This is a genomic window from Roseibium album, assembly GCF_965233825.1.
Taxonomy (GTDB): Bacteria; Pseudomonadota; Alphaproteobacteria; order Rhizobiales; family Stappiaceae; genus Roseibium; species Roseibium album.
Genome location: NZ_OZ247583.1, coordinates 2,562,808 through 2,587,807 on the forward strand (window position 1 = coordinate 2,562,808; position 25,000 = coordinate 2,587,807).

Consider the following 25,000-nt stretch of genomic DNA (forward strand, 5'->3'; position numbering starts at 1 on the left):
ATTCTGCTCAATGTCGCCCGACGACGATGTGGCACAAAGAGTGTGTTGTGTCTTTACAGGAGGATTCCATGAACGACCATCCGGCATTGAGAAAGATCAGGTTGAACCTGGCCCGGACAAAAGAATTCCCTCAGGGGTCCGCGCGGCACGGGTACGAATTTACGGCGCCACTCAACGAAACCGGGCACATTGATGCGACGCTCTGGAAAAAGGAGCGCGACCACTGTCGCGTCCGTCGGTTCTGGGGCAGTGAAGAAGAGGAAGTCGGTCATCTGATCCACCGGCCCGGCGGATCCTGGGCGTTTCACTACGACATCGACGGCGATGATGACGACGAGGCGGGCTACCGTTTCGGCGCTCATGCCTTCAATCCGGGTGAGTACGTGTCGATCAAGGACGAAGACGGCGATATGCACACGTTCCAGGTCGTAACCGTTCAGCCGGTTTGAAAGTCCTTGCACAGGCCGTCGATCTGACTGTTTCGCAGGTTCCGGTGCGTTCTGGGTGTAGTGGGAAGACCCACTGAACCTCGGCAATTTGGTTACGAATTTCGGGCTTGCCAGCTGGTTTTCGTCAAGGCCTGCCCGGGCCTCCTCGAGACGAGATCGGGAATTGCATCGCCATTGCCGGCTGCCCAGGCGCCGGCACACCTCGTGCTTTCATTTGAATGTCCGCCTTTCTCAGACAATGAGGTCAATCCATTTTGGAATGATCTCATTGCCAATAAATCTGATTTCAGGTTCTAACGGCGCTCTCTTTCTTACGCTATAGAATGATTGTTGATTTTTCTGAAGAACTGGATGCAGAACATGGACCAGAAAACCGGCGGCGAATTGTTGGTGGACGCGCTGGAGCGGCACGGGGCTGATCGTGTTTTTTGCGTGCCTGGTGAAAGTTATCTGGCGGTTCTCGACGCTCTTCACGATGCGTCGATTCCCGTGACGGTCTGCCGCCAGGAGGGTGGCGCGGCGATGATGGCGGATGCCCACGGCAAGCTGACCGGCAAACCCGGGATCTGCATGGTGACGCGCGGCCCTGGCGCAACCAATGCCTCCGCCGGAGTGCATGTGGCGGCTCAGGACTCCACCCCGATGATCCTGTTCATCGGACAGATAGAACGGGCAATGCGCGAACGCGAGGCATTTCAGGAGGTCGATTACCGGCAGATGTTCGGCGGCATCGCCAAATGGGTCGCCGAAATCGATCAGGCGGATCGGGTTCCCGAATTCATCTCGCGTGCCTTCCACGTTGCGACTTCCGGGCGTCCGGGACCCGTAGTTCTGGCTCTGCCGGAAGATATGCTTGTCGAGACGGCGACCGTCGCGCAGCCGCAGGCCTGGCAGCAGGTGGAGACACATCCCGGTCTGACGCAAATGGCGGAACTCCAGAAAAGGCTTTGGGCTGCCGAACGGCCAATCGCGATCCTCGGGGGGAGCCGCTGGTCGGAAGATGCCGTCGCCGCCTTCACGCGTTTTGCCGAGCGGTTCGATCTGCCTGTTGCCTGCTCCTTCCGCCGTCAGATGCTGTTCGACAATCTCCACCCGAATTACGCGGGCGACGTCGGTATCGGCATAAGCCCGAAGTTGCTCGCCCGGATAAAGGCGTCAGACCTTGTTCTCCTCGTCGGCGGACGGCTCTCCGAAATGCCGAGCCAGTCTTATTCGCTACTCGAAATTCCGGCGTCCGATCAGCAATTGGTTCACATCCATCCCGATCCGGAAGAGCTTGGGCGGGTCTACCGCGCGGATCTTGCGATCAATGCCAGCCCGACAGCCTTCTGCAAGGCCGTTGAAGGACTTCAGCCACCCGTTGAAATCAAGGGAGCGGGCGAAGCGGCCCGGGCGCACGAGGATTATCTGGCTTGGTCGGGAGCGCGACCGGAAACACCGGGGCCCTTGCAGATGGCCGCCGTGATGGATTGGCTTGAAGCGAACCTTCCCGAAGATACGATTTGTACCAACGGCGCGGGAAACTACGCGACATGGCTGCACAGGTTCCATCGGTTCCGCCGCTACGGTACCCAGGCTGCGCCGACATCCGGTTCGATGGGGTACGGTCTGCCGGCAGCTGTGGCCGCCAAACTTGCGTTTCCGGAGCGTGAAGTGATCTGCTTCGCCGGAGATGGTTGCCTTCAGATGACCATGCAGGAGTTCGGAACTGCCTGTCAGGAAGGGGCCAACATCATCGTTCTGGCCATCGACAATGGCATGTATGGCACGATCCGAATGCACCAGGAACGAACCTATCCCGGCAGACCGTCGGCGACAAAACTGGTAAATCCGGACTTCGCTGCCCTGGCCCGAACCTATGGCGCGTTTGGGGCGACAGTTGAAACGGCGGAAGACTTTGGCCCGGCCTATGCGGCGGCACGGGCTTCCGGCATGCCAGCGATCCTGCACATGAAACTCGACCCTGAGGCGATCACGCCGGCGGCGTCACTGAGCCAGATCCGCGCTGCCGCCCAGGCAAAGCAATGACCTGACTTGTGATCAGATCTCCGCGGCGTCATCCTCCGGAGCATCGGTTCGCAGTTTGCTCTCGTCCAGACTGACAGAGACAACAACGCCGATGATGGCCACGGCGAGTCCGAACCAGAATGCAGCGTGCAGACCAGCTGCAAAACTGTCGCGCACTGCTGTGTTGATCACGTCGATATCCTTGCCTGAATAACGCTCCGTGATCGATTTGACCGCCGGGTCATCGAGAGTACCCGCCGCCAGCACGCGGAGCTCGTTGAGGGGAAGCTTGATACCGGCGGAGGACACGATCGTCTCGACCTTTTTGATCGCCGTGACGAACATCATGGCAGTTGCACAGGCGATGCCGATCGCTCCAAGCCCGAGATGGAACATGAAGGACAGACCTCCGGCAAGACCGGCACCCTGCGCTCCGACGGCATTGACCGCGGCGGTCCCGGCCGGCCCGAATACAAGGCCTCCTCCGATACCCACGACAATCATCACCGGTACCAGTGCGACATAACCCCAGGAGGTCTGAAGGAAGAGCATCAGGACACAACCCAGAACCAGAAACGCATGGCCGGCGGCCATCAGTTTTCGAGGACCGATGGAATTGTAGTAGTTACCGACCGCGAGGTTCATTGAGGCAACGACAACTGCAAGCGGCAGCATGCCCATCGAACTCCAGAATATCGACCAGCCAAGGACTTTTTGCATGTACTGGGGCAGGTAGAGCAGACACAGGAACAGTACGATGGCCGGCAGACCGTTAAGCGCAAGCGTCCTGACAAATTGATGATTCCGCATCATCGGCAGCGGGATCATCGGATCCTTCACGAATTTTTCGACAAACGGAAAAGCGGCGAAAAACACCAGGGCGCCGGCAAAAAGCAGAAGAGTGGTTCCGTTGAACCAGCCGTTGTCCGCTCCGGTATCCAGTCCGAAGAGAAGGCAAAACACCGCAATGGCAAGAACGGCCATCCCGGACAAATCAACCGTCTCATCCCGCGCATGTTCCTTTTCCCGGTCGATGAAACGGAAAATGAGAAGCGCGGCAATGACTGCAAACACGGCATTGAAGACAAAAAAACCGCGCCAGTCGCCGAGTGCGGCCAGCGACCCGGCAATGAACGGCGCAAGTACATTTCCGCCAGCGACGGTACCCATCAGGATGCCCATCGCCTTGCCCCGTTCGTCTTCTTCAACCGAAGTTGCAGCCAGCGCGAGAATGCAGGGCCAGATGAGCGCAGATCCGACACCTTGCGCGGCTCTTGCGAAAATGAGCGCTGAGACGGTTGGGGCGAACACGCAGGCGATCGAAGCCGCAAAGAAGATGCCGAGACCGATCAGCACGTATCTGCGATGGCCGAGCAGATCACCAAGTCGGCCACCGGCAACAAGACCCATGGACAATTTCAGCGCATAGGCGTTCAAAACCCATTGGGTTGTCGTTATGTCGACGGAGTATTCCTGTTCGATCGGTGTCACCAGGAGCATGGCCCCGGTAAAATCCGTGCCGATCATGAAGGATGGGACCGAGACGGCTCCCAGGATACGTTTGGCTCTGCTGTCCATATGCCCCTCCAGAACTGGCACGCCGGTGCCCCACGGTAGAGGTCGTTGGAAAATCTGGCAACAGATTCAAATGTCTTCCGGCATTTCCGATACGGCGAGCGTAACGAGGGCAATACCCGGGTCGTCCGGTGAGGTGCCGACGGTGAAACCGAGCGCCTGGCACATGGAGATCATCGACGTGTTTTCTTTCAAAACCTCGCCCTTGACGGTTTCGATCCCATCGGCCTTGGCATATCGGATGATGAGTTTCATCAGCGCCCAGCCCAGGCCGACCCCTTTCAGGTCGGAGCGCACCATCACTGCGTATTCTCCGGTCTGGTGGTCCGGGTCGGCATGCAGACGAACGACCCCCAGAAGCCCGTTGTCATTCGGGTCAATCGCGGCGAACGCGATGGCACGGGCGTAGTCAAGCTGAGTAAGCCTGGCAAGGAACCGGTGACTGAAATCCCGGACCGGTGCAAAGAAACGTAGCCGAAGATCCTCCGGTGTGATGGTTTCGAAGAAACTCTTGAAAAGGTCTTCATCCTCGGGCCGGACCGGCCTCACAAAGACTTCCTTGTCACCCTTGAGCGTGAGTGTCTGTTCCCATTCCTGCGGGTAAGGAGCGATGGCAAGGCGCGATCCGCCTGTTCTCCCTGGGCGCTGTTCGGGATGGCAAAGGGTCATGCGGGCATCAAGGCCAATCAGCCCCGAGGGCAGGGACACCAGCGGATTTATGTCGAGTTCGTTGATCTCCGGAATGTCGATGGTGATCTGGGACAGCTTGACCAGGGCCTGGGCGAGGGCTGACCTGTCGAGCGCTGGGCGGGAAGGCCCACCCTCCAGAAGCCGTGCGATCCGTGTCCGGCCAATCTGGGCGCCGGCAAGATTGAGATCAAGCGGCGGCAGTTCGAGCGAAATGTCCTCGCTTTCTTCTATTGCGGTGCCGCCGTGTCCGAAGACGAGAACCGGTCCGAACTCCGGTGTTTCCGCAAGTCCCATGTAAAGTTCCATGCCGTGACGGTCTTCAAGCATCGGGTGAAGGGATATTCCTGCGATCTCGGCATCCGGATAATCTCGTTCAGTGTTGCCAATCAGTTCCCTGGCGGCATTCTCGACGGCCTCGGGGTTTTCAAGTCCCAGCCTGACACCGTCGATCCGTGACTTGAACGGCAAATCGGGCGAAACCAGTTTCGCAACGCAGTGCCGGGACGTTTCGAACAACGCGCGGGAGAGTTTGGCCGCCTCCTCGGCTGTTGTCGCCATCACCGTCTTCATGAGGGGCAGTTCATAGGCTGCAAGGACGTCGAAGGCTTCCCTGGGATCGAGCCAGTTTCGTCCTTCCTGCAACGCGTTTTCGACGATGGAACGTGCGCGTTCGACATCCGGCGTGAAGTTGGTCGGCAGGCTTGGCGGTGCTGCCATCAGGAACTCACGCGCCTGGGCATCATGCACCAGATGCATCAGGCTGCGGGCAGCCTCGGCCGGACTGGCATAGTTCGGGATCTTGGCGGCAGAAAATTCAGCTCTGATCGCGCCATCACTGCCGATCAGGCCGGCGACCAGAGCCTTTTTGCGTCCTGAACGGCGCCGGTCGGTGGCAGCGGCATCGGTTATGGCATTCGCGATGCTTCTCAAGGGCTGGAAGGCACTTGCGGCCTGGAGAACGATTGCTCCGTCGACGGCGGGGTCTTTCAGAACTGTTGTGATCGCCGTCGTGATGTCCGCCGCAGACACGCTTTCCCGCAGAATGACGGATCCGTCCGCTGCCGGGGTCGGTTCAGGATCTGATGGCTCCCGGCTGACTGCTGTCAAATCCTGTCTGGTCTCTGCGCTCAAGGTCGCAAATTGCGCGCCTAGGTCCTGAAGCCGGTCAACCGCCAGGCTCGCAAGGCTGCGACCGTTGGCAATGACAGCAACCTGGTTGCAGCGGGGTACACGGATATGCGACAGGGTTTCCAGTGCCTCGAACATTTCGTCAAGATCATGGACACGCAACAGGCCGGTGCGACGGAACACCGTTTCATAGACAAGATCGGTCCTGGAAAGACGACCTGCATGGGTGCGGCCCGATCCACCCGTATCCCGGCTCTTGCCGGACCTGATGACGATCACCGGTTTGCTGCGTGCCGCGGCCCGCGCTGCGGAGATGAATTTGCGCGGAAATGCAATGCCTTCGAGATGGAGTACGATCGAGCGGGTTCGGTAGTCCTGGGCAAAATAGTCAATCAGATCGCCCAGATCGACATCGATGCGCGCACCAAGCGACACAACGGCGGAAAAGCCGGTATTGTGGGTTCTTGCCCATGAGAGAGTTGCATTGAGCACCGCACCGGAACGCGAGAAAAACGCGATATCGCCTCGCGTGGGTGGTTCGGCGCTCAAAAGGGCGTTCAGTTTGCTGGCCGGTACAGCAACACCGAGACTGCCCGGTCCGATCAGTCGAAGGTTTGTTCTTCGGGCAGCTTCACGGCATTCTTGCATGAGCGGTTCCGCCCATGTCTCATATCCGGGCGAGGGGATCAGAACCGCACGGGTGCCACCCGCACCAAGCTTTTCGATCGTTGCCGGAAGGTCATCGCTTCGGGCGAGGTAAATCACCAGGTCAGGCATGACATCCAGATCGTCAAGTGATCTGCACCTGGTACCCTTGAAGGAAATGTCTTCCTCGATGCCGACCAGTGAGACGAGATGTTCAGTTTCTATGTCGTGCAGGCAGTCGACCAGTTTTTCTGTCAGGACACCCGGATGTCTGCAGGGCCCCACGACGGCGACAGATTTAGGTGCGAAGAAGCCTTCAAGATTGCGAATGGTCACGGAACCTGAGCCTTTCCACACAGCCGGTACTGAGCTCGAAACCGGTCATGCCCTCATGAATGAGATTGAAATGGTGACGGTGATTTTACCCGGATACAAGGTTAAAAAATTGCAGGAAACCGTTCGGGTTTCAAGGGCTCGCAATGTTGTTGCCAGACGAATTGGCCCCATCGTAATGTTGCGTCAAAACGACGTTGAACGGTTGCACGGAACCGGGCAGGTAGCCTGTCTTTCGTGCCGGCCCTAGCAGGTCTCAGCCGTTGCATCTGCCAATTCGACCTCACCTGGAAGAACGCGTTCCAGCGCAGGACCGAGGCAAATCCCTCCTGCGGGTCTGTTTGCGGCAGACCCGCAGGAGATAGACGTTTTCCGGTTCCTCAGTGAGCCATCAAGACCGGAACAGTCATGGCCTCCAGGATTTCCCGGGTCGCGCCTCCGAAGAGGAACTCCCGCATTCTGCTGTGCCCGTAACCACCCATGACAACCAGGTCGTTGCCATTGTCCGATACCTGGTTGAGCACCGTGTCGGCGACGCTCGTCTGGGGATTGACGACGACCTCGACCGTGACGTTCATGTTGTGGCGCGCCAGGTAGTTGGCGACATCCGCGCCGGGTTGACCCTCGCCGACAGAAGCCTTCTTCTCGATCACGAGAACGGTAATGCTCTCGGCTTTTTCCAGAACAGGAAGTGCCGCGTGGATGGCGCGGGTTGCCGTGGAACTTCCATCCCAGCCGACCAGAATATTCTTGGGTTGAAAAGCCGTGCTGCCGATATAGGGCACGAGCATCACCGGAACGCCACTTTCAAAAAGCACCGTTTCAATGAGCAGTTCGCGCATCGGTTCCGGTCGATCCGGATTGGCCTGGCCGATGACAACCAGATCTGTCGGGCGGCAGTGAACCAGGACGTTTTCCAACGGGCCACCTGTCAGAATCTCGGCCAGCCGGCTTTCGCTGTTGACGGCGGCAAGCCGGGCAAGTTCGTCGTATTCCTTCCTGGCCTCGTTAGCGGCAGCTATCGCTTGCTCGTGTGCGGCCTGCATGTAGTCGACAGGCATCGGTGCGGCGGCAAAGGCAGGTACGACGGGTTCGAACGATACCGCGAGCCCGGTAACATGGGCATCGTGGGTTCGACCGAATTCCAAGGCGTATTTTGCGGCAGGCTGATCGCCTGCAAGGTCGAGAATGGTCAAAACATCTTTGATTGGCATTCATTCCTCCATTGGCCTGGAACACGACTGCAAGCCAGCCACATGAAAACACTAACCAACACGCATGACGAGAGTCCTTGACGCGTATCAATAGTTTTTTTCGTCAACACCGATTTGTTCTCAATTCAGTTTTCTGGCGCAGCTCAAAAAAATGGGCAATAACAGGGAATGTCGAAAAGCTGGTTATATCTGGCAATACCGCCGCTTCTGCTCATTGCAGCCGCCTTTGTCCTCATTCAGCTTTTTATGGATCTGGATGAGGACAGTGTCGATCGCAAGGCCGCGGAACGTCTGACGCTCTATCGCCAGACGATCCTGGGAGAGTACCAGAAATATCGCTATCTTCCTTACATGATTGCCCGCGATCCAAGGGCGACATTCGCTCTTCAGTCCGGGCGGCCAATTGAAAGTGCAAACCGGTTTCTGCAGGAAATGGCCGACAATTCCGGTGCTGACCTGCTCTATGTCATGAATGAAGACGGAACGACGCTCGCAGCAAGCAACTGGCAGGATGAGCTGTCGCTTGTCGGCCAGAATTATGGCTTTCGTCCATATTTCAAATCCGCGATCAAGGGAGAAGAGGGGCAGTTTTTCGCGATCGGGGCAACGCTGGGTGAACCCGGTCTGTTTCTGGCACGACCAACGCCGGTATCGGGCAAGCCGATCGGAGCGGCCGTGGTCAAAGTGGACATGCGTCCTCTAGAGGCAGCTTGGGCCGAAGGCGGGGAAACGGTCTTTGCATCTGATGAAAACGGCGTGATTTTTCTCTCAAGCCGGCCGGAATGGCGCTACCGTACGCTGTCCGAATTGCCGCCCGGCGTGCGCCAGACGATCAATACGACACGGCAATATGCCTCGCAAAGCCTTCTCCCGGTCAGCGATCAGCCGGTCATTTCAAGTGAACTGGTTACGATTGACGGCAATATGTTCAGGCACAAATCTGCAGAGGTCGGTTTGCTTGGCTGGACCTTGCATTTTCTTGTGCCGGTGGAAGAAACGCGCAAAAGCGTATTGCCGATCTGGGCGGTTACCATCACGCTTTGCCTGGTCTATGTGGTCATCCTGCTGGTTCTGCGTGGCCGTCGGCTGCGCAAGACCTCGGTCCAGCTGCGCCAGGAATCGGCGGACCTGAAGGAACTCAACACGCGACTCGTGGGCGAGATCCAGGAGCGCCGCAGGATCGAACGGGAATTGCTGGAAGCACAGCGCGGTCTGGCGCGATCCAACCGCCTCGCTGCTGTCGGCGAAATGTCGGCAGCCGTTGTTCACGAACTGAGCCAGCCGCTTTCCGCGCTACGGATGTTCGTTGCAGGAACCCGCAAGTTTCTGGACAAGGGCGATACCGGGACCGCTGTTGAGAACCTCAAGGAAATCGATGGTATCCAGCTGCGCATGGCAAACCTCACCCAGGAACTGAAACGCTTCGCTCGTCCGGGAGAAAGCCGGATCGAGAAAATCGACCTGAGGGAAAGTATCCGGACAGCGGAAAAGATTGTCCGGCCACGCTTTGAGGAAACGGGTGTTTTCCTGAAAATGGAGCTGCCGGACACTGCGCTTGAAACCGAAACCGCCCCCTTGCGGGTAGAGCAGATCCTGGTGAACCTCCTGCGCAACGGCGCCGACGCGGCTGCGGCGGAAGGAGAAGGTCAAGTTCGGTTGATTGCGCAGCTGATTGACAATGAAATCAGGTTGGAGATCTCTGACAACGGACCCGGTATCCCGGAAGACTTGCGTGAACGGATTTTCGACCCGTTTTTCTCCACGAAGACGAGTTCTGGAGGGATGGGTCTTGGCCTGGCAATCTCCATGCGCCTTGCCGAGGACCTCGGAGGCAGCTTGTCTGTAAGGACAGAAACGCCTAAAGGAGCTGTGTTCGAGCTGACGCTGCCTGCAATTGAAAGCGGAATGAGGCCGTCAAGCCAGACTCAGGACATGGATAACGAAGCCGCAGAATGACCGGACAGCCGGATACCCAGAAAGTTCTTATTGTCGATGACGACCCCTCCATGAGGGCGGCGCTAAGACAGTGGATCCGGCTTGCCGGTTTTGCAACGCTCGAGGTCGCCACAGCCGATGAAGCCATGTCGAGGCTGGCTGCCGGTTTTGATGGCTGTGTCGTTTCTGATGTGAAGCTGGAAGGCGAAGACGGTCTTTCCCTGTTGCGCAGGATCGGTTCACATGATGCCGATCTGCCGGTTATCCTGATCACCGGGCATGGTGACGTTCCGATGGCAGTCGAGGCCATGCGGGCCGGAGCCTATGATTTCATCGAAAAGCCGTTCGATCCGGACCACATCGCCGAAGTGGTTCGCCGGGCGTCCGACAAGCGTGCTCTTGTTACGGAAAATCGTGCGCTGAAGAAACAGCTTGCCGACGGAGCCGGTCTTGAGAGCCGGCTGATCGGAAACAGTCCGGAGATCGAGACGCTTCGCCAGCAGATCCTGCATTTCGCCGGAACGGACGCGGCTGTCCTGATCACGGGCGAAACCGGCACCGGCAAGGAAGTGATTGCTCAGGCGCTCCATGAATTCAGCCAGCGCAACGAAGCACCGTTTGTCGCTGTCAATGCAGCTGCCTTGCCCGAGTCAATGGTGGAAGCGGAGCTTTTCGGTCACGAAGCCGGAGCATTTACCGGTGCGGACCGCAGACATATCGGCCGGATCGAAACAGCCGACAATGGCGTGCTGTTTCTGGATGAAATCGTTTCAATGCCGCTCACCCTTCAGCCGAAACTCCTGCGGGTACTGCAGGAAGGCAAGGTGGACCGGATTGGCGGCACCAAACCGGTCAACGTGAACGTTCGGCTGGTCAGTGCCTCCAACCTGGATCCACGGGAAGCGGTTCGGTCGGGCCGATTGCGCGAAGACCTGTTGTTCCGGCTGAACACGATCGAACTTCACCTGCCGCCGTTGCGCGAACGGGGGCGGGATAGTCTGCTTTTGTTCGATACGTTCCTGAATCGTCTGGCGGCACAATATGCGGTATCCACCCCCGGTCTCTCGGCGCGTGATGAAGCATTCCTGCAAACCTATGCCTGGCCGGGCAATGTTCGCGAGTTGCGGAACGCTGCCGAACGTTTCGTATTGAATGCTGCTGTCAGTCCGCAGTCGCTGGAAGTCCTGGTGACCGGGCACAGGGGAGCCGCAACGCTGAAACCGTCGAGCGGGCTCAGGGACCTCATGGACGCGTATGAGCGCAGCCTTATCGAGAGCGCTCTCAGGCGGCACAAGGGACACGTCGCTGATGTGATGCGGGAGCTCAATCTTCCGCGCAGGACCTTGAACGAAAAGATGGCACGGCATGGCCTCACCCGCGAGCAGCCTGGCAATGCAGATACAGTTGAGGTTTAGGCGGAAATCCGCCGATTGATGTTTCCGATAGGCGGATTCTTGCCAACCTGTAAGCTCACGGATCGCTTGTTCTTTACGAAAGACCTGTTGTCACAGGCAGTTACGTCGCCAGTTCGCAATTGGCACGTCCTGTGCTTAGATCCCGTCGACTTGGCACGGCTCACAGGTGAATTGCCTGCGGGGTGAGTCGCCAAGGAAATGAGCAAAATATCTGGGAGGATTTCATGCTCTTTTCACTGAAGTCCGCGACCGCTGTATCGGCGGTTGCACTGTCTGTCGTATTCGCCACCGAAACCTTCGCCGCCGACGTGACATGGAATGTGTCCCTTTGGGGCAAGCGCCGGGCGTTCACCGAGCATGTTGAAAAACTCGCCGAGGAAGTTGCGGCAAAGACGGACGGCAAGTTCGAAATCAAGCTGCACTATGGTGGAGCGCTTTCGAAGTCCCGGGAAAATCTCGACGGAATTTCCTTCGGTGCGTTCGAAATGGCTCAGTTCTGTGCGTCCTATCATGCGGACAAGAACCCGACCCTTACTGTTCTGGAATTGCCGTTTCTTGGCGTGAATGACCTCGAAACCGAAGTGAAGGTTTCAAAGGCACTCTACGATCATCCGGCAGTTCAGGAAGACCTCGGCCGCTGGAACGCGAAACTGCTGATGCCGTCGCCGATGCCGCAATATAACTTTGCCGGCAAGGGAGAGGTGCCTAAATCGATTTCCGATTTCGACGGCATGCGTGTTCGCGCGCTTGGCGGACTGGGCAAGCTGATGGACGCAGTCGGTGCTGTTCCGACATCCGTAACGGCTTCCGAGACCTATCAGGCAATTGATTCCGGAACGGTTCAGGCTGCCGGATTTGCACCGCACGCACACCTATCCTTCAAGGTCGTGGAAGTTGCGGACTGGTGGACAAAGAACCTCAACCCGGGCACCGTTCATTGCCCGATCGTCGTCAATGTCGACGCCTACAACGCGTTGCCGGATGACTTCAAGGCGGCACTTGACGACTCCGTCGATCCCGCGCTTGCCCACTATCTCGCCACCTATGCGAAGGTCTACGACAAGTGGTGGCCGGAACTGGAAAACCGTGGTGTTGTCCAGGTGGAATTCACGGATGAGGAACTGACGTCCTTTGCTGAAAAGGCCGGCCCGATCCATGACGCCTGGATCGAAGAGCAGACAGCCGCTGGTCTTCCGGCGCAGGAACTGCTCGACATGGTCAAGAAGACCATTGCCGAATAAGCCCGCGTTACTGGTTTGACCTTGTTGCTTTCCGGCGCGCGGAATGAGCGCCGGAAAGCTCTGCCTCGGGGCTGACACTCATGATGACAATCGATCCCGCTGGACGTTCCGATCCGGAGCGCCCGACCACCTACATCCACTTCAGCGGCTTTCTCGCCCATATCGAAAACGGATTTAACCTATTCGCCGCGTTTTCCATTCTGGCGTTGATCCTGCTCGCCGTTGCGCAGGTACTCGGACGGCTGCTGTTCAACACGCCGATACCCGGGTTCATCGATATCACCGAGCAGGCGATGGCGATCTTTGCATTCGCAGGCGTTGCTTATTGCCAGCGCGTGGGAGGACATATCCGGATGGAGATTGTGCTCGGACAGTTGCGCGGCCGCACACTTTACATTTGCGAAATGCTCGGCGTCATGCTGATCGCCTTCACTGTCGCCCTGCTGATCTGGGGATCGCTGTATCATTTTGACCGGTCGTGGGCCATTGGCGACAGCACCATGGACATTCGCCTCCCCACCTGGCCGTCGAAACTGGTGATCCCGGTGGCGCTCGGCCTGCTTTTCCTGCGGCTCCTGCTACAGATTTACGGATACGCCCGCCTGGTCGCCAATCCGGCAAGACAACCGGTCGAGGTTCCGATGATCGAGAATGTCGAGGACGTTGCGCAGCACGAGATCGAAGAAGCCTTTGGTGATGAAACCGATGAGGAGGCTTCCAGATGACCCCGTTTGAAGTTGGCATCCTGATGACCGGAGTGCTTCTGGTCCTTGTTGTTTTCGGTGTCCGCGTGGCTTTTGCCGCGGCCTTCACGGGTCTTGTCGGGCTGATCGTTCATTTCTCCATGAAGATGGGGTTTGAGCGGGGCTTCTTCGTCGCCCTGAAGATGGCTGGCACAATCCCGCATTCAAAATCCGTCACTTATGCCCTTTCGGTTTTGCCGACATTTATCCTTATCGGATTTCTGGCTTTTTATGCAGGCTTCACCAAGCAGTTGTTCGAGGCTGCCAAAAGGTGGCTCGGCTGGCTTCCAGGTGGCATGGCCGTCGGCACGGTATTCTCCACAGCCGGATTTGCGGCGGTTTCCGGCGCGTCGGTAGCAACGGCAGCGGTCTTCGCCCGGGTCGCCATTCCCGAGATGCTTGCGGCGGGCTATTCCAAACGGCTGTCTGCCGCCGTCGTGGCTGCCGGCGGCACGCTGGCTTCACTGATACCGCCGTCAGCCATTCTGGTGATCTACGCCATTTTGGTCGAACAATCGGTGGGCAAGTTGCTGATTGCCGGGTTCCTGCCGGGTGTGTTTTCAGCACTGATCTATGTCGGGATCATCGTGGCGGTCTCTGCCTGGCGCGGCGACGCGCCGGCCGTCAAGGGGTTCACCTGGGCGGAACGTCTGGAAAGCGTACCGGGAACACTGCCGATCGTTGCCGTGGTTGCCATTATCTTCTGTTCGTTCTTCTTTGGTCTGGCAACTCCGACCGAGGCAGGGTCTCTGGGGGCCTTTGTGGTTCTGGTCGTCGCCTTTGCAAAGGGCATGAAGGTAAAACAGCTCGGACAGGCCTTGCATGAAACCGCCAGGTTGACCGTGATGATCTTCACCCTGATCTGGGGTGTGCTGGTCTATGTCCGTTTCCTGGGATTTGCCGGATTACCCGACGCCTTCAGGGAATTTATCGTCGGCCTGGAATTTTCCCCGTGGATCGTCATGATCTGCATCCTGCTGGCCTATGCCGTGCTCGGAATGTTCATGGATGCGATCGGCATGCTGATCCTGACCCTTCCTGTTGTTTATCCGGCAGTGATCGCGCTGAATGGCGGCGAAGGTGTTTCGGCAGCGGACAGCGCATTTGGCATGTCGGGGGAGGCTTGTGCAATCTGGTTCGGCATTCTGGTGGTGAAAATGGCGGAGCTCTGTCTGATCACCCCGCCCATAGGCCTGAACTGTTTCGTCGTCTCGGGCGTGCGGCCCGATATTCCGGTTCAGGAAGTCTTTCGGGGCTGCATCCCGTTTTTCGTTGCTGATGTCCTGACGATTGCCGGGCTGCTCGCCTTTCCGTCGATCATAACGCTGTTACCGTCCCTCATGGGATGATGCCGGGCCGCAAGCACGCTCGGTAAGGTGTTGGATGACACCTGCGAAAAAAATACCGCCGCTGGAGTTGGCGCTCCAGCGGCGGTTCTTTTGTCCCGATATTTGCTTGTATGCGCTTAGTCGAAAATCTGTGCCTGGCTGCGAACAGTGTCAAATCGGTTGGGGCCAGGAGTGCCGGGAAAGAAGCCATTCACGATGAAGAGATAGATGGCATACAAGCTGCCGACGATCGGTATGAACAGGATGAGCAGATAAAGGGCAGAGGAGTCCCGATCGTGGCAACGCCGGGCTTCCAGCGACCACTGGCACAATGTCAGGGTCAGAAGCAGAAACGTCATGACCCCGCCCTTGGCCGTGCCGAATGCATATTTCATCAGCGCAATATTCGCTTGTTCTTCCGACAGGCCACTCATGTGTGGCCCGACTGCGAAGACAAACGCGATCAACACGGCAATGAACAGGACGAACCGAATGGATCCGATTACCCAGTATTCCATTCTGCCAAGACGGCCCCGGAAACTGAAGAGCATGCCGAACGCAAGTCCCAGCATCTTTCCGATGGAAAAATTGTCGTCGTCTTCGAAGGTCGCTGCACCACCGCCAGCCGATGCATAGGCCGGCATGCCTGCGGAAGCGTAGCTCGTGTTCCTGTCGCCGAATTGCGGTACGGATTGCTGAACACCGCGTTTGCCAAATTGTTTGCGCTGCATTTTCTGACTGCCCCGTCTACAAGCTCAATCATTTCGGCTTACGCTAGGGGAGACAACTTAAGATAGCGGTAAGGGAACTGGTTAAATTAACCCTAAGCAGATTGAAGAAAACAAGGGGTCGGTCTGCTTCCTGTCGGGTGGCAGGATTTTCCAAAAATGAGATCGGGAAGCTAGAACAGATCTCCTTGATTTTCCGGCCTCGATTTTGAAGGAGTGGACTTTTTGGTCTTGCCTTTGCGGGGGGTGGCAGCGGCGCTATCACTCATCGCCACGGCATCCACGGTTCCATCGGCCAGCTCGATGGCAATTGCCGCACCTGAGGCAATAGCGGTTGCGGATCTGACCGGTTGTCCGGCTTCATCGCGGACAACGGCATATCCGCGCGCAAGAACATCTTTGTAGGACAGCGACTTGAGCAACTTCTGCAATCCGTCGAGCCTGCTTTTCTCGTGGGTAACGCGTGCGAGAAAAGCCCTGTCGAGCCGTTCCGAAAGCCCGGTGACGCGCTCCTGGCCGAGTAGCGTCTGCTGGGACAGGCGAGAAGGCGTGAGACGCGCAGCGACAGCGGTATATGCCTGCCGCTTTTGAGCAACCGCAACAGTGAGTGCGCGCTGCTGCCGGTCGCTGGCATTGCTGAGATCCTGCCGCGCCTTGGAACTGAGCCGCGAAAGCAGCAGGGGAGAGAGGCGCCCTTCCAGGTTCTGCAATGTGGATCTGTGACTTTTCGTACTGACGATCAGCGCGCGCTCGAGACCGTTCGCAAGCGTGTCGAATTTTTGCCGTGGCAACGCCAGCAGGTCTTGCGGGGCCGGCAGGGCGGCGCTCGCCGCCCTCAGTTCCGTTCTTCGGCCCGTGACGAACCGGACAAGACCTGAGTTGAGCCGCCGCGAACGGTCGTCGACCATCGCCATCAACTCGGCCTTTACCGGGACAGCGATTTCCGCAGCCCCTGTGGGTGTGGGTGCGCGAACGTCGGCGGCCAGATCGATGAGCGTCCAGTCGGTCTCGTGTCCGACAGCGGAAATCAGGGGGATCTGGCTGTCAGCAGCAGCCCGCACCACGGTCTCCTCGTTGAAGCCCCAGAGGTCTTCGATACTGCCGCCGCCACGCGCAACGATCAGCAGGTCCGGTCGCGGTATGGCGCCGCCGGCTTCCAGCGCATTGAAACCGCGAATACCGTTGGCAACCTCCGCACCCGATGTTTCTCCCTGCACGCGAACCGGCCAGACCAGCACATGCAGCGGAAACCTGTCGGAGATCCGGTGCAGAATGTCCCGAATGACGGCACCGGTCGGTGACGTGACCACGCCGATCACTTTTGGCAAGGGTGGCAATATCTGCTTGCGTTCCTCCGCGAAAAGGCCCTCTGCCGCGAGCTTTTTCTTGCGCTCTTCCAGAAGTGCCATCAACGCTCCGGCACCAGCGGGTTCAAGTGCGTCAATCACCATCTGGTACTTGGACTGACCCGGGAATGTCGTGATCTTGCCCGTGGCGATCACCTCCAGCCCCTGTTCCGGCTGGATCTTCAGCTTCGAGGCAACACCGCGCCAGATGACGCCGGACAGAACCGCCCTGTCGTCTTTGAGGTCCAGGTAGATATGGCCCGACCCCGGACGTGAGATGCGCCCCAGTTCGCCGCGCACCCGGACATATCCGAAGGTGTCTTCCATCGTGCGCTTGATGGAGAACGAAATCTCGGAGACGGAAAATTCGGCGACGTTGGACGGGGTTTCGCTCACGCGTGTGATTCCTTTTCTTACCCCAAAAGTGGCTGCTTGCCGGTGACGGGTCAAGATGCCGGGTCACGTCATCCTCATGCCGTCGGGAAAGTGAACGTGTTGTCGCGCAACTTGAGAAGGCTGTGACACCGCTCGTCGCCGAATGTTGTGTAGTTCAGGCAAGGCCCGACTATACGCCTTGAAACATACACAATCGGTCGCCTACGTTCGACACATGGGAAAATACGAATACAAGATGCAGCGATTGTTTTTGCGGCACGTTCTTGCCGAAGGCGCCAGGATCGAGGCCGACCGAAGCCAGGCCAATTATCTGATGAATGTGTTGCGGATGAAGGACGGCGACTACCTGCTGGTCTTCAATGGCAATCACGGGGAATGGCTTGCAAAAATCTCCAGCGGCAGCCGCCGTGATTGCGCACTGCAGGTGATGGAGCGCACACGGGAGCAGACCGAGCACAATGATCTGATCTATCTTTTCGCGCCGCTCAAACATGCCAGGCTCGACTACATGGTGCAAAAGGCGGTGGAGATGGGTGTGGGCAGTCTCCAGCCGGTCATGACCCAGCACACTCAGTCCAGCCGCATCAACCTCGAGCGCATGGAAGCCAATGTCATCGAAGCCGCTGAACAGTGCGGCATTCTTTCAATTCCAGAAGTCATTGGTCCACAGTCTCTGAAAGACGTCCTGGCCGAGTGGCCGCAAATGCATCCGGACCGCCGTCTGCTGTTCTGCGACGAAGCGGAAGGAACGCACAATCCATTGCTGACCCTTGCACAGATGAAGGAAGCCGGTCCTCAACCGCTTGCGGTGATCGTCGGGCCGGAAGGCGGGTTTTCCGACGACGAGCGCAGTCATCTGCGTGGTCTGGATTTCGTTACCGCAATTCCGCTCGGACCCCGTATATTGAGGGCCGATACTGCGGCGGTAGCCGCATTGACCATCATACAGGCAACGGTTGGCGACTGGAGATAACTCATTGCAGCAGGAAATCCTTCCACCGGGAGATTCCTCATCCGGACGTGGCAAGGCGCTTGAAAAATCCGGTGTGAATCAACCGGATTCCGATGCTGTGATGGAGACAGGCCGCAATCGCTTCCGGCTTCCCGTGGGAATAGCGCTCGGGTTGGTTTTTTCACTGCTGCTGGTCGTGATCTGCGGCATCATCATTTCCTATATGGCGTCTGCCGACAGGCGGATCGCCGGGCGATTGCTGGATGAGCAGGCATTGGCCGTTCTGAAGGGCAATGAAGCGACCCTGAAGCAATTTTTCCAGAAGCAGGAACAGTTCCTCAGGTCGATTGCTGTTCATGCTTCCGCATCCGGCGAGCAGTTTGGGGACGCAGATCTGGCACCTTATCTCAGGCTCTTGCCCGACGGCGCAATGCTGGAACTCGGGCAAACGGGTCTGAGTGAAACACCGGGCGATGAGAAACCGATCGTTGCCTGGGCGCCATTCCGGTACAAGGAAGGATTTTCGACCGCGGTTCTGGTCGCGGAACTCGGCCTTGGCGACACCCGGTCGCTTTTCGCCCTTTACCCTCAGCCCGTGTTTGCCGGGATTGCTGACCAGATGTCCTGGGAAGGCCGGCAGAAGGTGTTTCTTTTGGAAAGCCGGGACAAGGCAATCGTGGTGGAGGGGGTGCCGGAAAACGATTTTGCTTCCAGACCGCAAAGCCCCCTGCCGGATCTTGCGGACCTCAAGAACACTCCTTTGCACCTGATCTGGAAGGATCAGCAACAGGCCCACAATATGGGAGGGGAGGTTGATGGCCGGGTGTTTCCCGGTGAAAGAGGCATGTTCACGGCGATCTTCTCCAAAGTGGATGAAGGTCCAGCCGAGGGCTGGATTGTCGGCACGCTCTATCAGGCAGATCAGTTCGGCGCTGCACTCGATCAGACCCGTATTGTCCTTTATGCCGCTATTGTCGCGTTGTTCGTCGGGGCGCTGTTGTCCTTCATGGTCGGACGCATGTTGGGCAGACCCCTGAGACGGCTGGCTCATTCCGCCGCGGAGCTGCGGCAACTGAATTTTGAGGCGGCTGAACGTCTGCCGCGGTCACGGCTGGCCGAGCTGGACGACGTCAACCAGGCCTTCAACGGTTCTGTCGGTGCGCTGAACGCCTTTGCCAGGTATGTTCCCCGGCAGCTTGTGTCCCGCCTAATCGAAGAAGGCATGACAAGTGCGCGGAATATCGAATTGCGCGAGATGACGATCGTTTTTGCCGACCTCGCGGGTTTTACCGGGCTGGCCTCTCACCTGTCTGCGGAGGAAACCGCGTCTTACCTCAACGGGTACTTCGAAACTGTTTCCGATGCGATCGCCGAAAGCCAGGGAACGATTGACAAGTTTCTGGGGGACGGTGTCATGGCGTTCTGGGGCGCGCCGTCCGACCAGCCCGATCACGCGGCCATGGCGATCAAGGCAGTCAAGTCTCTCGCTGAACGGATCAATCAGTCACCGGACATCGATTTGCGGGTCCGGATAGGTGTGCACACCGGAAAGGTGGTTGTCGGCGATATCGGAACCTCCTCGCGCATGAACTACACCGTCATTGGCGACGCCGTGAATGTCGCTGCGAGACTGCAGGAATATGGAAAACAGGTCGACCCCGACGCAAAGGTGATTGCGCTTGCAAGCGCGCAAACCATGGCGCATCTGCCGGAAGGTGCGAGCACAACCAGTCTCGGCCCGGTGCAACTGCGTGGTCGGGACGATCCGCTATCCGTGTTCAGAATTGCGTGAACGAACGCATCTGCGGTTTCCTTCCTTGCATTCTTGTTTCAAGCCTCCTAAATCACGCAAGCTCGAGTGCGTTTTACATGAAACGTGCCGGATCAATGCGGAAACGAGAGTGCTCACAACGCGTTTCGTGACTTGCCGCGCAGACACTTAGGACGGTTTCATGGCCCGCGATACGGTCGATACCACACCGATTGAAACTGTTGCGGACCTTGCCGCAACTCTCGAAGAGGGCTGCAAGACGGAAGACCGTTTCCGGATCGGCACAGAGCACGAGAAGTTCGGTTTCTGTCTGAAGCAATTGTCTCCCATTCCGTATGAAGGTTCCAACGGAGTCGAAGCGGTTCTGGAAGGCATGGAAAGTCTCCTTGGCTGGGAGCGCATCGAAGACGCAGGCAAGATCATCGGTCTCGCCGACAACGAGGGCGGGGGTGCAATTTCCATTGAGCCGGGAGGACAGTTCGAACTCTCCGGAGCCCCGTTGGAAAATCTCCACCAGACTTGCCGTGAAGCCAATCAGCATCTGGCCCATGTCCGCCAGATCGCCGAGCCGATGGGTGTCGGCTTCCTGGGAATCGGCATGACGCCGACATGGACGCGTGCGGAAATTCCGCGCATGCCGAAGTCCCGCTATGACATCATGACCAATTACATGCCGAAGGTCGGTTCGCTCGGCCTCGACATGATGTATCGAACGTCGACGATCCAGGTGAACCTCGATTTCTCCTCCGAGGCCGACATGATCCGCAAAATGCGCATTGGCCTTGCGCTTCAGCCGATCGCGACCGCCATGTTTGCAAATTCTCCGTTTACCGACGGCAAGCCGAACGGGTTCAAGTCTTTCCGCGCGCAGATCTGGACCGATACCGACGTGGACAGAACAGGCGACATTCCCTTTGTATTCGAACAAGGGTTCGGTTTTGAGCGCTATGTGGACTGGGCACTCGACGTGCCTATGTATTTCGTCAAGCGCGGAGAGACCTATTACGACGTGACGGATACGACCTTCCGCCAGTTCATGAAGGGGGCGCTGGAAGGCCGGGTTCCCGATGCCACGCCAAGTCTTGGCGATTGGAACAACCACATTTCAACACTCTTCCCGGATGTCCGGCTGAAGAAATTCATTGAGATGCGTGGGGCCGATGGTGGGCCCTGGCGCCGCATTTGCGCGCTTCCCGCCCTTTGGGTCGGACTGCTTTACGACAGCGGCGTGCTCGACCAGGCCTGGGAACTGGTCAAGGACTGGACCGCGGAAGAGCGCGCCGCATTGCGCAGCGGCGTTCCGAGGTCGGCCTTGCAGACACCTTTCCGGCAAGGAACGGTTCTCGACGTTGCCAAGGATGTACTGGCCCTGGCGCAAGAGGGACTGAAGCGGCGCAACCGGCTTAGCGACGGCGACCTGGACGAACGAGTCCACTTGGCGCCGCTCGAGGAAGGCCTTGCCGCGGGCATGTGCCCGGCAGACATTCTGCTGCAGCGCTACAACGGCTCCTGGAACGGTGACATCACGCAGGTGTTTCGCGAATACGCTTACTGATTGAAACCATCGCAAAAAAGATCAGTGACCAAAAGGGCCTGGTCTCGCGTGCGAATTGACCTGAGCCCCCTGAAGCGTCACTCTTGTACCGGTTGGTCTTGTTCCTCAGGACCTCGCTGGAAATTGACCGGAGCAAAGCGATGACGGGCAGCGACAAGGGTGCGCCTCCATTTGACGTTTTTTCGTTGGCGGAGGATGTCAGAGAGCGGTTTGGCTGGTCGAACGACGACTTGAGTCGCGTGATGGAGCAGCTTTTGCCTGCGGCTCTCAACGGCTTCCGGCATTTTGGCAGCACGGTGCCCGGATTTTCGGATTTTCCCGGTCTGCCGTCTTCATTCGATGAGGCGGCGAAGTCTCCTTTTGCCGGTTTTGTTCAAAATGCATCTGAAACCGCTCTAACGCCCTTTTTTGGTCCGGAAGCGGTTCAAAAGGCGCTTGCCGGACAGATATCCGGTCTTACCGGTCTGCAGAGCGATGCCATTCAGGAAATGATGCCTGTTGCGGCAACGCTCGCCATGGGGCAGGTGGCGCGCCCCTTTGTGCACGGGGAGGCGCGCAATCTCCTTGATGCCTATCTGCGTGGCTTCGCCCGTGGCCGTCCCAAACCTCAGCCGACACCGGTCGACTACATGCAAGGTTATGCGGACGCAATGAACGCATTCTGGGGGTCGTTTCTCCAGCCGGCCAGCCTTGTGACCGAAACCCGGGATACGGAAGAAGACGCAGCACCTGAACCGGAACCCGAGGAAGAGCCGGAGGCTCCCGAGGAAGATCTTGACGCCGAATCCTCCGAGATAGATGAAATGGTATCGAATTGGCTGGCAGCCGGCCGGGATTTTCAGTCGAGCCAGTTCAAGGCATTCGACAGTTTCTTTGAAAAAGCGGCGCGGGACTACGACAAGAAATGAACTGATCTGGCAAAAAAAGACCCGCCAAAAGGCGGGTCAGTGAATGTCAGCAAGGTTTGCCGACAGGGGGCTGCAATCGGGGGGACTCGATTGGGATCAGGCAGCGATCTGCCCGGATTTCGGCTTGCATCCGTCAATGAGCGTAAGGGCCGGATTCTCCTTCGCGGTGTTGGCAGCGCTGAGATGCGTCGGCAAAGCGAATTCCGGAAGATTGCTCAGTGAAGATGTCGGATCTCGGTAGAAGGGGAGGGCCAACGCTCGTCGAACGTCGCTCCGCGTCAAACCGATGTCCTTCAACTGCTCGTCGGACCAATACTTGAGTTCGGTCACATGGCGGCGGTTCGTAAACACACGCCATGCACGGGCAGCCATCTGCCCGAAGAGAGCGACGAAGGGGATGCTTGCGATATGTGTCATGGCAAAAGTCTCCTGTTAGCGGCCGAACGAAGTTTCGGCAACTTGTTCCGCGCCGGTCGTGGCGATCATTGTCTGAGGAACATCCTCAAGATGCGCTATCTTCAAACATAATTCCAACGAATGTTTTTGATGGAATTGATCAGTATGCGTGATGTAAGTTTTTCGACAGGCAGGCAGGTCGCGTGATGATCGAACAGTCAATAAACATTTCCCGATCGAATGAGTGTCATGTTACACATGATCATCTCTTATAGTTTGGAGTGGAAATGCTCGACCTGGATCAGCTACGAACTTTTGTCTCGATCGCGGAAAGCGGCAGTTTCACCAAGGCAGCCGACAATGTGAACAAGACACAGTCGGCGGTTTCCATGCAGATGCGACGGTTGGAAGAACGCATCGGCAAACCGCTCTTCGTGCGGGTCGGGCGTCAGTCCCGGTTGACCGAGCATGGCGAGCGACTGCTTCATTATGCCCGCAGGCTTGTCCAGCTGAACGATGAAACACTTGCCGCCTTTGACGATACCGAACTTGCCGGTCTTGTCCGTCTGGGAACGCCGGATGACTACGCCGACCGCTTTCTGCCCGAGATTCTTGCCAGGTTTTCAAGGTCGAATCCCAAGGCTGAAGTAAGCGTTGTGTGCGCGCCCACCCCCAATCTTGCCGACATGATCTCCGAAGGAGAACTGGACGTCGCGATCATCACGCATGTTCAAAAGAAAGGTCGCAAACACGTGGATCTCGTGCGCCGCGAACCACTTTTATGGGTCGTTTCGGCGCGCCATGCGGTTGAAAACGAGTCTCCTTTACCTTTGGCGCTGGGCCGAGCGACATGCGACTGGCGAAAGGCGGCGATCAATGCACTTGGAGACCAGATGCGCGAACACCGCCTGCTTTATTCAAGCTGGAACTCCACGGCGGTGGGGGCAGCTGTCCTTGCCGGACTGGCAATTTCCGTTCTGCCGGAATCGGCCTTGCGTTCAGGTATGCGTGTCCTGACGGAAGCCGATGGCTTTCCGAAACTTCCTGATTGCGAAATCGGCATCATGCGATCCTGGCACAACAGTTCGCGGGTAACGGACGCTCTGGTCGAACATATCGTTTCTTCGCTGGACAATCTCTCCGTTCCCCAGGCGGCGGAGTAGAAAGCGGTTTCAGTAAGTTTTGTTTTGTTTGCAATAACTTGTGCCGAGGACAAGTTGTTCGCTGGGCTGAAATATTGTTTGTAATGTAAGAATTTGTGATGTATCTTCGCTCAATTAATTCGAATCTCAAATCAACCGACTGACAAGTGGTTGTGCCGTGGAGCATTCACATGAATCACGCGCTGGATATTGATCAGCTCCGCACGTTTTTAGCGATTGCGGAACTGGGCAGCTTCACCAAGGCAGGCGAAGCTGTGCACAAGACGCAATCGGCTGTATCCATGCAGATGCGCCGGCTGGAAGAGCGCGTCGGACAGGCCATATTCATCAAGGACGGACGACAGTCACGGCTGACCGAAGACGGGCAGCGCCTGGTCGAATATGCCAGGCGGATGATCCTTCTGAACGACGAGACACTCACTGCATTCAACGGTCAAAAGGAAGTTGGCCACGTCAAGCTCGGCGTGCCGGACGATTACGCGGACCGTCTCTTGCCACAGGTTCTGGCCGCTTTTAACCGGCTGAATCCATCAATTGAAGTGCAGGTCGAGTGTTCGGGAAGCAGCAAACTGACTGAAGCGATCCGCGATGGAGCGCTGGATGTTGCCATCACCACGTCGAGCGATACGATGGATCTTCGCGGCGAGATCATCCGGCGCGAACCGCTCTACTGGGTGACATCCAGTCAGCATTGCGCGCATACGCAGGACATCATCCGCTTGGCGCTGGGGCCGTCGACCTGCGGTTGGCGGCGACTGTCGATGGACGCGCTGGACAGGGTCGGGCGGCGATATCGCGTTTCTTATACCAGCTCCAGTGCGGCAGCTCTCGTTGGAGCGGTGCAGGCAGGGCTTGCAGTCACCGTGTTTCCGGAAAGTGCGATCCGCGACGGAATGCGTATTCTGGATGAAAGGGACGGATTTCCTGCCCTGCCGTCTTGCGACATCGCCCTTTTGCGGTCGGACACGGCCCGAGAAGCCATGCACGATACCCTGTGCAATCACCTTGTCGCGGCAATCGGCAATGTCGGTGGCGGTACCGGCCAGCTTGCGGCTGAATAAGATATTCGGCCACCAGGTACT

19 protein-coding genes are annotated in these 25,000 nt (G+C 57.8%); 13 read left to right on the forward strand and 6 right to left on the reverse strand.

Features of this window, described 5'->3' with window-relative positions:
* The first annotated feature begins 68 nt into the window (after positions 1–68).
* Positions 69–449 carry a hypothetical protein gene (locus ACO6TI_RS11895; RefSeq protein WP_029062170.1) on the forward strand — a complete coding sequence of 127 codons (381 nt, stop codon included), beginning with the start codon at positions 69–71 and terminating at the stop codon, positions 447–449.
* 360 nt (positions 450–809) lie between these two features.
* Positions 810–2,477, forward strand: coding sequence for a thiamine pyrophosphate-binding protein (locus ACO6TI_RS11900; protein ID WP_422384987.1), 1,668 nt, complete (start codon positions 810–812; stop codon positions 2,475–2,477).
* A 12-nt stretch (positions 2,478–2,489) separates the two neighbouring features.
* On the opposite strand, the gene ACO6TI_RS11905 is transcribed toward ACO6TI_RS11900, so the two are convergent.
* The 3 genes from ACO6TI_RS11905 to ACO6TI_RS11915 all read right to left on the reverse strand — a co-directional run bounded on the left by ACO6TI_RS11905 (position 2,490) and on the right by ACO6TI_RS11915 (position 8,041).
* Complete coding sequence (locus ACO6TI_RS11905) at positions 2,490–4,034, reverse strand: MFS transporter (RefSeq protein WP_422384988.1); 1,545 nt, start codon at positions 4,032–4,034, stop codon at positions 2,490–2,492.
* A 66-nt stretch (positions 4,035–4,100) separates the two neighbouring features.
* Positions 4,101–6,830 carry a GNAT family N-acetyltransferase gene (locus tag ACO6TI_RS11910; protein ID WP_196999056.1) on the reverse strand — a complete coding sequence of 910 codons (2,730 nt, stop codon included), beginning with the start codon at positions 6,828–6,830 and terminating at the stop codon, positions 4,101–4,103.
* A 377-nt stretch (positions 6,831–7,207) separates the two neighbouring features.
* Positions 7,208–8,041 (reverse strand): universal stress protein, encoded by an 834-nt coding sequence (locus tag ACO6TI_RS11915; protein ID WP_104702261.1) that lies wholly within the window; start codon positions 8,039–8,041, stop codon positions 7,208–7,210.
* 168 nt (positions 8,042–8,209) lie between these two features.
* On the opposite strand from ACO6TI_RS11915, the gene ACO6TI_RS11920 reads away from it, so the two are divergent.
* From ACO6TI_RS11920 to ACO6TI_RS11940, 5 genes are all read left to right on the forward strand, one after another.
* Complete coding sequence (locus tag ACO6TI_RS11920; protein WP_104702260.1) at positions 8,210–9,997, forward strand: sensor histidine kinase; 1,788 nt, start codon at positions 8,210–8,212, stop codon at positions 9,995–9,997.
* Positions 9,994–11,391, forward strand: coding sequence for a sigma-54-dependent transcriptional regulator (locus tag ACO6TI_RS11925; protein ID WP_104702259.1), 1,398 nt, complete (start codon positions 9,994–9,996; stop codon positions 11,389–11,391). The genes ACO6TI_RS11920 and ACO6TI_RS11925 overlap by 4 nt, the downstream gene beginning before the upstream one ends.
* A gap of 224 nt (positions 11,392–11,615) precedes the next feature.
* Positions 11,616–12,632: a C4-dicarboxylate TRAP transporter substrate-binding protein gene (locus tag ACO6TI_RS11930; RefSeq protein ID WP_108874711.1), complete on the forward strand. Its 1,017-nt coding sequence runs from the start codon at positions 11,616–11,618 to the stop codon at positions 12,630–12,632.
* A gap of 80 nt (positions 12,633–12,712) precedes the next feature.
* A complete protein-coding gene (locus tag ACO6TI_RS11935) occupies positions 12,713–13,357 on the forward strand; it encodes a TRAP transporter small permease subunit (protein WP_055111012.1) in 645 nt (214 codons plus the stop codon).
* Complete coding sequence (locus ACO6TI_RS11940; protein WP_055111014.1) at positions 13,354–14,724, forward strand: TRAP transporter large permease; 1,371 nt, start codon at positions 13,354–13,356, stop codon at positions 14,722–14,724. The genes ACO6TI_RS11935 and ACO6TI_RS11940 overlap by 4 nt, the downstream gene beginning before the upstream one ends.
* A 116-nt stretch (positions 14,725–14,840) precedes the next feature.
* Here the strand turns inward: ACO6TI_RS11940 and ACO6TI_RS11945 are convergent, their stop codons facing one another.
* A complete protein-coding gene (locus tag ACO6TI_RS11945) occupies positions 14,841–15,434 on the reverse strand; it encodes a DUF805 domain-containing protein (RefSeq protein WP_104702257.1) in 594 nt (197 codons plus the stop codon).
* 170 nt (positions 15,435–15,604) lie between these two features.
* Positions 15,605–17,173 carry an exodeoxyribonuclease VII large subunit gene (xseA, locus tag ACO6TI_RS11950; RefSeq protein ID WP_422384989.1) on the reverse strand — a complete coding sequence of 523 codons (1,569 nt, stop codon included), beginning with the start codon at positions 17,171–17,173 and terminating at the stop codon, positions 15,605–15,607.
* Between the two features lie 214 nt (positions 17,174–17,387).
* On the opposite strand from xseA, the gene ACO6TI_RS11955 reads away from it, so the two are divergent.
* The 4 genes from ACO6TI_RS11955 to ACO6TI_RS11970 all read left to right on the forward strand — a co-directional run bounded on the left by ACO6TI_RS11955 (position 17,388) and on the right by ACO6TI_RS11970 (position 22,359).
* Positions 17,388–18,146, forward strand: a complete 759-nt coding sequence (locus ACO6TI_RS11955) for a 16S rRNA (uracil(1498)-N(3))-methyltransferase (protein WP_055111019.1) — start codon at positions 17,388–17,390, stop codon at positions 18,144–18,146.
* A gap of 4 nt (positions 18,147–18,150) precedes the next feature.
* Positions 18,151–19,917: an adenylate/guanylate cyclase domain-containing protein gene (locus ACO6TI_RS11960; protein ID WP_422384990.1), complete on the forward strand. Its 1,767-nt coding sequence runs from the start codon at positions 18,151–18,153 to the stop codon at positions 19,915–19,917.
* Between the two features lie 160 nt (positions 19,918–20,077).
* Entirely contained in the window at positions 20,078–21,451 is a 1,374-nt protein-coding gene (locus ACO6TI_RS11965; protein ID WP_422384991.1) for a glutamate--cysteine ligase, read from the forward strand.
* Positions 21,452–21,591: 140 nt separating this feature from the next.
* Entirely contained in the window at positions 21,592–22,359 is a 768-nt protein-coding gene (locus tag ACO6TI_RS11970; protein WP_104702415.1) for a hypothetical protein, read from the forward strand.
* Between the two features lie 96 nt (positions 22,360–22,455).
* On the opposite strand, the gene ACO6TI_RS11975 is transcribed toward ACO6TI_RS11970, so the two are convergent.
* Entirely contained in the window at positions 22,456–22,776 is a 321-nt protein-coding gene (locus tag ACO6TI_RS11975) for a DUF1127 domain-containing protein (protein ID WP_055111025.1), read from the reverse strand.
* 266 nt (positions 22,777–23,042) lie between these two features.
* Here ACO6TI_RS11975 and ACO6TI_RS11980 point away from each other — a divergent pair, with 266 nt between their 5' ends.
* Positions 23,043–23,918: a LysR substrate-binding domain-containing protein gene (locus ACO6TI_RS11980; RefSeq protein ID WP_029062154.1), complete on the forward strand. Its 876-nt coding sequence runs from the start codon at positions 23,043–23,045 to the stop codon at positions 23,916–23,918.
* 170 nt (positions 23,919–24,088) lie between these two features.
* Positions 24,089–24,979 carry a LysR substrate-binding domain-containing protein gene (locus ACO6TI_RS11985; protein ID WP_055111027.1) on the forward strand — a complete coding sequence of 297 codons (891 nt, stop codon included), beginning with the start codon at positions 24,089–24,091 and terminating at the stop codon, positions 24,977–24,979.
* Positions 24,980–25,000 lie beyond the last annotated feature (21 nt).

What these genes read in the sequence shown, in the direction of transcription:
- ACO6TI_RS11915 (WP_104702261.1), bottom strand. Translation starts at nt 8,041, where the DNA reads ATGCCAATCAAAGATGTTTTGACCATTCTCGACCTTGCAGGCGATCAG.
- ACO6TI_RS11955 (WP_055111019.1), top strand. Translation starts at nt 17,388, where the DNA reads ATGGGAAAATACGAATACAAGATGCAGCGATTGTTTTTGCGGCACGTT.
- ACO6TI_RS11980 (WP_029062154.1), top strand. Translation starts at nt 23,043, where the DNA reads ATGCTCGACCTGGATCAGCTACGAACTTTTGTCTCGATCGCGGAAAGC.
- ACO6TI_RS11985 (WP_055111027.1), top strand. Translation starts at nt 24,089, where the DNA reads ATGAATCACGCGCTGGATATTGATCAGCTCCGCACGTTTTTAGCGATT.
- ACO6TI_RS11930 (WP_108874711.1), top strand. Translation starts at nt 11,616, where the DNA reads ATGCTCTTTTCACTGAAGTCCGCGACCGCTGTATCGGCGGTTGCACTG.
- ACO6TI_RS11940 (WP_055111014.1), top strand. Translation starts at nt 13,354, where the DNA reads ATGACCCCGTTTGAAGTTGGCATCCTGATGACCGGAGTGCTTCTGGTC.
- ACO6TI_RS11970 (WP_104702415.1), top strand. Translation starts at nt 21,592, where the DNA reads ATGACGGGCAGCGACAAGGGTGCGCCTCCATTTGACGTTTTTTCGTTG.
- ACO6TI_RS11905 (WP_422384988.1), bottom strand. Translation starts at nt 4,034, where the DNA reads ATGGACAGCAGAGCCAAACGTATCCTGGGAGCCGTCTCGGTCCCATCC.
- ACO6TI_RS11975 (WP_055111025.1), bottom strand. Translation starts at nt 22,776, where the DNA reads ATGACACATATCGCAAGCATCCCCTTCGTCGCTCTCTTCGGGCAGATG.
- ACO6TI_RS11895 (WP_029062170.1), top strand. Translation starts at nt 69, where the DNA reads ATGAACGACCATCCGGCATTGAGAAAGATCAGGTTGAACCTGGCCCGG.
- ACO6TI_RS11920 (WP_104702260.1), top strand. Translation starts at nt 8,210, where the DNA reads ATGTCGAAAAGCTGGTTATATCTGGCAATACCGCCGCTTCTGCTCATT.
- ACO6TI_RS11945 (WP_104702257.1), bottom strand. Translation starts at nt 15,434, where the DNA reads ATGCAGCGCAAACAATTTGGCAAACGCGGTGTTCAGCAATCCGTACCG.
- ACO6TI_RS11900 (WP_422384987.1), top strand. Translation starts at nt 810, where the DNA reads ATGGACCAGAAAACCGGCGGCGAATTGTTGGTGGACGCGCTGGAGCGG.
- ACO6TI_RS11935 (WP_055111012.1), top strand. Translation starts at nt 12,713, where the DNA reads ATGATGACAATCGATCCCGCTGGACGTTCCGATCCGGAGCGCCCGACC.
- ACO6TI_RS11965 (WP_422384991.1), top strand. Translation starts at nt 20,078, where the DNA reads ATGGCCCGCGATACGGTCGATACCACACCGATTGAAACTGTTGCGGAC.
- ACO6TI_RS11925 (WP_104702259.1), top strand. Translation starts at nt 9,994, where the DNA reads ATGACCGGACAGCCGGATACCCAGAAAGTTCTTATTGTCGATGACGAC.